At 35.1% G+C, this 7021-nt stretch carries 6 protein-coding genes and 1 rRNA gene; all 7 read right to left on the bottom strand.

The annotated features are described in order from the left end of the window. Positions 1-63 (bottom strand): 16S ribosomal RNA (locus CBF30_RS11725); the annotation flags it as partial. A 586-nt stretch (positions 64-649) separates the two neighbouring features. Further along, on the bottom strand, positions 650-1132 hold the full coding sequence (locus tag CBF30_RS11720) for a Fur family transcriptional regulator (protein ID WP_126827124.1): 483 nt from the start codon (positions 1130-1132) through the stop codon (positions 650-652). Positions 1133-1359: 227 nt separating this feature from the next. Then, complete coding sequence (locus CBF30_RS11715; RefSeq protein ID WP_126827121.1) at positions 1360-2856, bottom strand: hypothetical protein; 1497 nt, start codon at positions 2854-2856, stop codon at positions 1360-1362. After that, positions 2849-3709, bottom strand: a complete 861-nt coding sequence (locus CBF30_RS11710; protein ID WP_126827118.1) for a hypothetical protein — start codon at positions 3707-3709, stop codon at positions 2849-2851. The genes CBF30_RS11715 and CBF30_RS11710 overlap by 8 nt, the downstream gene beginning before the upstream one ends. Positions 3710-4061: 352 nt before the next feature. After that, positions 4062-4265, bottom strand: coding sequence for a hypothetical protein (locus CBF30_RS11705; RefSeq protein ID WP_126827115.1), 204 nt, complete (start codon positions 4263-4265; stop codon positions 4062-4064). Between the two features lie 233 nt (positions 4266-4498). Continuing rightward, positions 4499-5878, bottom strand: a complete 1380-nt coding sequence (gene rlmD, locus CBF30_RS11700) for a 23S rRNA (uracil(1939)-C(5))-methyltransferase RlmD (protein ID WP_126827112.1) — start codon at positions 5876-5878, stop codon at positions 4499-4501. A gap of 92 nt (positions 5879-5970) precedes the next feature. Then, positions 5971-7005 carry a diacylglycerol kinase gene (locus CBF30_RS11695; protein ID WP_126827109.1) on the bottom strand — a complete coding sequence of 345 codons (1035 nt, stop codon included), beginning with the start codon at positions 7003-7005 and terminating at the stop codon, positions 5971-5973. Positions 7006-7021: the final 16 nt, after the last annotated feature.

The following is a 7021-nucleotide window of genomic DNA, read 5'->3' as shown; positions in this document are numbered from 1 at the left end:
GACTTGCATGTATTAGGCACGCCGCCAGCGTTCGTCCTGAGCCAGGATCAAACTCTCATTAAAAGTTATGATAATGTCTTGCGACATTTAGCTCATTGTTGTTTGCTAGCGAATTGACTTCACTAAAATTAAAAATGTTTGTTGTTTTTACAAGATGTAAAAACGCCCTACACATTTGGTTTGTCTTACTTTGTTCAGTTTTCAAAGGTCTACTTCGTTGCGTTTTAGCAACTCATATATCATAACAAGAAGTGAAATATTTGTCAACCTCTTTTTTGATATTTTTTTAAATCTTTTTGAATGAAATCAGTCGTTTGCACGAGTTGTTTCTTTCAACTTTAGTAGAATAACATAACAAGAATGTTCTTGTCAATACTTTTCTAAAAAAGTTTTTTTCGTTGATTTAAAAAGGTTTAGCTGTCTTAGCGACATGTATTAATATACCAAGAGTTCCTCTAAAATGCAAGTATAAATTTCAAAAAAATATTACATCGAACTTTTTTATTAAAATGTTTCTATTTATTCGCATTTTGTTATGTATTCAACCAAACTCTTCACTTATTTTTAAAAATATTCGCTAAAAAAGTGTTTGTTGAGCTAACAATTCTCAACAAACACTTTTCTTTTATCCACAGTGGACTTTTTTACCTTATATTCCTTTTAGCTCTAATTCTTTTGTTTGATCGGTCTTACCTTGATTTTTTTCTTTGGCCAAACACTCTGGACATGTACCGTAAAGCTCCATACGGTGTTCGTCAATGTCAAAACCTGTCAACTTTTCGGTAGCAGATTCGACATCTTCTAGACCGGGATACACAATATCAACAATTTTCCCACAAACCTTACAGATGGCATGATAGTGTCTGGTTGAACTAAAATCAAATCGACTTGAAGAGTCACCGTATACCATTTCTTGAACAAAGCCTATTTGAGTGAATAGTTTTAAATTATTGTATACTGTGGCTACGCTCATGTTAGGAAATCTTTTATTGAGTGCTTTGTATATTTCATCCGCAGTTGGATGGCTATGGCTTTCGATAAGATATTCTAGTATCGCATATCGTTGAGGGGTAATACGAATATCAGCGTGCTTCATTTTATCTATTGCATCTAATACGATTGGATTTGCCACAGTTCTCACTCCTTTCTAATCTAAAGTTTCTCTTAGTATCATACTATTTCTACAGTAATTAATCAATTATCGAATTCCTGATTTAAGTAAAATTAACAATAAAATTATTTATTTATCTCATTCTAAACAAAAAGAACTTGAAAAATACGAATGTTTTTCCAAGTTCTTTTTTCTATTTCCGTGTAATCAGTGTCACACTTTCTACATGTATTGTTTTTGGGAACACATCAACTAATAAAATAATTATCAATCTCATCTTGATTTTTGAGAATTTCTTTCTCTGATACTCCTACCAACCTTGCTATATCAATAGAAGAAGCAAAACTCAACTGGATGTTGATATCAAGGTTAAACGAATATTTTTGAAGTTCTCCAAGTTTACGATATTTCCTCATCAGTTCATTTAATTTTATTTGGTATTCTTTATCTAGCTTACTAACATACGCCTTGATTTTTTCTTGATATCGATTGATAACTTCAATCTCATGTTTGTTGAGAATTCCTTTCCCTAAATTGAGAGCAGTAGCAGTAACTATTGAACCAACTAAAGCGCCTACAACTGGAATAGGAATTATCGTTTGACCAATTGCTGCTCCGATTGCAGCACCGGTTGCATCAACAGCATTTAAAATCACTAAGTCAATAAACCCATCCGTATCAACATCACCTCTTCGATACTTTACTATCGCACTGCTTAATCCAAATGTTCCAGATGTAATTGCTCCCGCACTTGGTGCCGCTAAATGACACACGTTCGTTAAGCCATAAATAGCATAGCCAGAAATTCCACCTTTAATAGCTCCGTTTGCAGTAGTAACCCCACACTGTTTCCAATCGTCAGAATCAAAATTCCAGACTTCTTTTCCATTTTTATGCTTGTCATAAACAAATATTCCTAGATTCAATCCACCTTGAACCGCAGTTCCAATTCCAGCAACTTTTGATGCTTCACCGAAATTTGGTTGTGCTTTTTGATTAGCAACTAATCTATCATTTTTTGCTTGTTTTTTAATATCAGCTTGTTGCTCGGACGTTTGCCTATTTATATCATTGACTTCCCCTGATAAAGTTTGGTCAATCGTTGCTTTTTGGACCTCGTGATATTTTAGCACAGATGATTTCAGCCATTCATCGTATGAAACTCCGCGCACTGCACTTTCATCTTCAATTGCTTTTCTAATATTATTGATTTTGGAAATCGATAGCTTATTCCCTTTATGTTCAACTATTTTAGCACCACTCATGATTTTTTCAATAACTTTTACATGATCCTTTGGAAACATCATGCTCATTTTATAATAAATAGAAGCCTGTCTTATTTCTTCTAGGATATTTGCGTAAAATTTCATCTGAACTTCTTTACTTTGAAGTAATATATCTGCTAGTCCATTATCATTCAGTAAAACCACACTTTTTTTCAGCCCTTGAAAAGCATCTCTTGCATTCCTAATTCCAGTTTCAGCAAATTCTGCTATGAATCCATGCACTCCAGTTTTTCCACCACGATTAGTATTTATCAAATTTTCAATTTCTAAATTTGCTAAATCAAGATTTGATAATGCATTAGCTGACCTAGTAGCTAAATCCGATAGTTTATCTGTTTCAGTCGAAAGGATTTCATCTAAAGACTTTAATAAATCCGATAGCCTAATATTGTTAAGGTAATCAACATACGATGCAATACCCTGTTCTACACTATTATCAAGATATTGTTCATTAAGCATCTAATTTAAGCTCCTTATTAATAAGTTGTGCCAATGTTAAAGAAGAATTCACAAGCAACCCAGCCTGTATTTTTTCCTTTTTAGAAAATAAACTATAATCAGTTCCATCTAACGCTACATATGTCTTTAATACTCCTTTAATTTGAGTATCCGTTATTTCAATCAATGCTTCAACTTTGACATTCATATTATTAAATTTCCTAATTATTTTTTCGAAATTTTCTCTTTCAGCAATTACTTTATCTGCTATTTCCTTATTTTTATGGCTTGCAAATACCCCAGATCCTACCGAACCTGCAAACATGACACTAGCAATCGTCCATCCAACTGGACCTGCTAAAGCAAGTAGTGCTCCTCCAGCAGTCATACCGCCACCTCCAGCAGCAAGTGCTCCACCACCTAACCATGCCAAAGCAGCATTTGTTGCAGTTGCACCCGACAAGGTTGAAATTGCTGTTCCAGTTGACGCAACCCCAAATGTTGTAGCCACTCCCATTGCAGCTGTAGGTCCCATTGCAGCAACTGCCACTCCAAGTGCACTCAATATTGTACTAGTTCCTGAACCTCCAGCTGCTAGTTTTGCTTCAACTTCTGCTTTTTTGATTTCACTTTGTTTAATTTTGAAGTTTTCAATTTCAAATTCTATTTTTTTTAGCGTAATCTTAAATTCTTTTGGTTTATTAGCTAATTGATTGATACGCTCTTCGACTAATTTTACTAATTTTACCGCTTTTTCACGTTCTTCATAAAGAGTGTTTGTGTTGTCACCTAAAGCACTTGCTGTTTCTTCATAGCGTTCAACTGTTGCATTGTAATTATCAATGGCATTTTTTCTGAGTTTTGCATTAAACATACCATTACCTCCTAGGTTTTTCCGTCCTATCAATTATACTATTTTTGTTTTTGAAATAATAGTCAGAACATTGATATGACAGACTTTAACAATCGTTAACACAAAAAGAACATGCTTAATCAACAGAATGCCCTTAACTTTATACCTCTATTTCAATCCCTGATTTAAACTTGATAAACAAGTACTCATCAACTATTTCTACTCATTCAACCAACCATCTCAATCTCAGTCACTCCAAAAATTCTAACAAGTTCATTTTGATTATATCTCTTTTGTTCACATAGAAAAAAGAGATAAATTTTTATTTGTACCTCCTTAAAATCAATATCTACCTCGATTTAGTTATCAAATTTTACTCTAATTGCTCCAGAGAAAATCCCCATTCATCGTAAGCTTCATAAATACCCGAGTGAAGTTCAAAACTTCTAAGATTTTCTACTCCTGAAAATAATTGAGGACGTTTTTGCTTTGCCGCATCGTCAAATAAATACATATTAGCTTTATTTTTGAAAGTCTCATCAAATGTTTCATTATCTTTTAAAGATTTTTTTGACAAAGTGAGTATCCATTAATTTATATTATAAGTAATTAATCCCGTATTAATAGCCATCCTCAGTTCGGGCTAATTAGCTGATACTTGGTCCCCCCATTTTATGTGTCTGTTATCTTTCTTATAATGCCAATCCAATTAAAAATCTCAAGTTAATTTTTCCGATAAATAAAAAAAAAGAGACTCTAGACCAAAATCTAAAAATCTCTCAATTTTACAATTCCTTTAATACATTTTTTTTACTTCTTCCGTGTAAACAGTGTCACACTTTCTACATGTGCTGTTTGTGGGAACATATCGACTGGTTGAACTTTTTCAAGCTTATAGCCTTTTTCTGCCAAAATTTTGGCATCTCGTGCGAGGGTTGCTGGGTTACACGAAATGTAGATAAGCTTTTTCGGTTTCATCTCAACAGTTGCTTCAATGAAATGAGGGTCCAAGCCTTTTCTAGGTGGATCCACAAATACAACATCTACAGAAATCGCTTCTTCTTGCCATTTTTTCATCACATATTCTGCTTTTCCAGTTTCAAAAGAAATATTCTCAATTTCATTGGCCATTGCATTAAGCTTTGCATCACGAATGGCAGACTTGGCCATTTCTACTCCGTATACTTGTTTGACTTTTTCTGCTAGCGAAAGTCCAATGGTCCCGATTCCGCAGTATGCATCGATGACCACATCTTCTGGAGTTAATTTCGCAAACTCAATAGCGGTTTGATAAAGCTTTTCCGTTTGGCTTGTATTGACTTGATAGAATGATTGTGCAGAGATATGGTATACTTTGCCAAATAAAGTATCTGTGATGTAAGGCTCGCCGTATAACACTTTCTCTTCTTTACCTAAAATAACATTCGTTCTCTCTGGATGAATATTTTGGATGATTGAGGTTACTTCTGGTAAAGAAGCAACTATCTCTTTCACCATTTTTTCATATTGAAAAAGCTTTGGTGTTCGAGTGACAAGAACAATCATCATTTGATGAGTATAGTGCCCTCGCCGAACAATAATATGACGGAGATTCCCTGTATTTTCTTGCTCGTTATAGGCTTTCACTTGAAATTTTCTCATGATTTCTCTTACAACAGTAATGGCACGATCTATTTCTTTATCTTGAATGTAGTAGTCTTCGAGTGGGACAAGATCATGGCTGTTCTTGCGGAAAAAACCAGTCTCAAGCTTTCCTTCCAAACTTCTTACTGGAATTTGTGCCTTATTGCGGTAAGCCCTTGGCTCTTCCATCCCAATCGTTGGTAAAACGGAGACTTCTGGCATTTTGGCAATACGTGTGAAGACATTCTCAACTTGACTTTGCTTAAATTTCAACTGTTCTGGGTACGCCAAATGATGAAGTGGGGCGATCCCTGTACGAATCCATTGCATGTTTTCATCATCAACACGGTGTTCACTTTTTTCTAGGAATTGAAGTACCTTCCCAAAAGCAAACTGTTTCCCAACTTTTAACACTAAAGTTTCCACTTCTTCACCAGGCAAAGCATTCTCGATAAAAATAGGATACCCTTCTACTTTGGCCACGCCAAAACCTTCATAAGTTAAGTCTTCGATTGTCACAACATATTTTTCATTCTTTTGAACAGGACACAATTTGGTTGTTTTCATTTTTTTCTCTTTTCTATATAGATTTCTTCTTCATTGTATCAAGGTTATACAAAACTGCAAGTAAAACATGAAAAAAGAGAAACCAAACTGACTTATTTGATTTCTCTTTCGTTTATTTTGCCGTCTCCGTCTAAATCACTGTCTGTCAAATCTTCAACTTCTTTGACAAAGGCTGTCTTGGCTTTATACATCTCAATTTCACCTTTTACAGCTTTATTTGGAATCGCATCTAAATCCGCATACATTTCAATATGCTTATGCAAATTGGTAAAAGCCATAGGAGCATCGCCACCATATTCTCCGTCAAGATTAATCATCATATTAACCCCTTTGTCCAAAGGCTCCGCGTATAGTTTCGTTGTTTTGGTATAAATGACACGCGGATCTTTGATGTGCTTTCCACCATTAAGCATAAGTGCGACTAAGTGTAAAATTTCGACAATATTGGCTGTCTTAACAATGATAAGTGAAAATTTCCCATCATCTAGCTGCGCATCTGGGGCAATTTGTTCAAAGCCTCCAATAGAATTGGTTAGCCCTAAAAAAAACATTGATGCTTTCCCTACAAACTCACCGTCATCATAGACAAGACGCATATTAATTGGTTTGACTCTAGGTAACATTTCTGCTCCTTTTACAAGGTAAGCGAGATAGCCAAATACACTTTTTAGTTGCGAGGGAACCTCATAGGTCAACTCAGTTAAATGTCCGGCTGCTCCGATATTAATAAAATACGTTTCATCTGCTTTTCCAATATCCATCAGTATTGTCTGACGTTTCAAAATGACCTCTGCTGCTTTTACCACATTGTCACGAGGGATTTTAAGTGCACGTGCGTAGTCATTCGTCGTACCTGCAGGAATAATCGCCATCTTAGGCCGATTTTTAAGTGGGGCAATCCCATTAACAACTTCGTTAATCGTGCCATCGCCTCCTGCTGCAACAATCAAATCAAAACCAGCTTTGGCAGCTCGACATGCTTCATTTTTTGCTGAATTTTCTTCAGGTGTTGTTGCAAAAGCACTTGTTTCATAGCCAGCTCGCTCTAATATGTTTAAAATTTCAACTAGTTTTTTTTTGATAACTTCTTTACCAGAGGTTGGGTTATATATGATTCTTGCTCTCATATGAATCTCCTTAGCT

The organism is Vagococcus entomophilus, from assembly GCF_003987595.1.
Lineage (GTDB): Bacteria > Bacillota > Bacilli > Lactobacillales > Vagococcaceae > Vagococcus_E > Vagococcus_E entomophilus.
The sequence above is the reverse complement of the archived record's forward strand: the minus strand, read 5'-3'. Positions and strand labels throughout refer to the sequence as shown.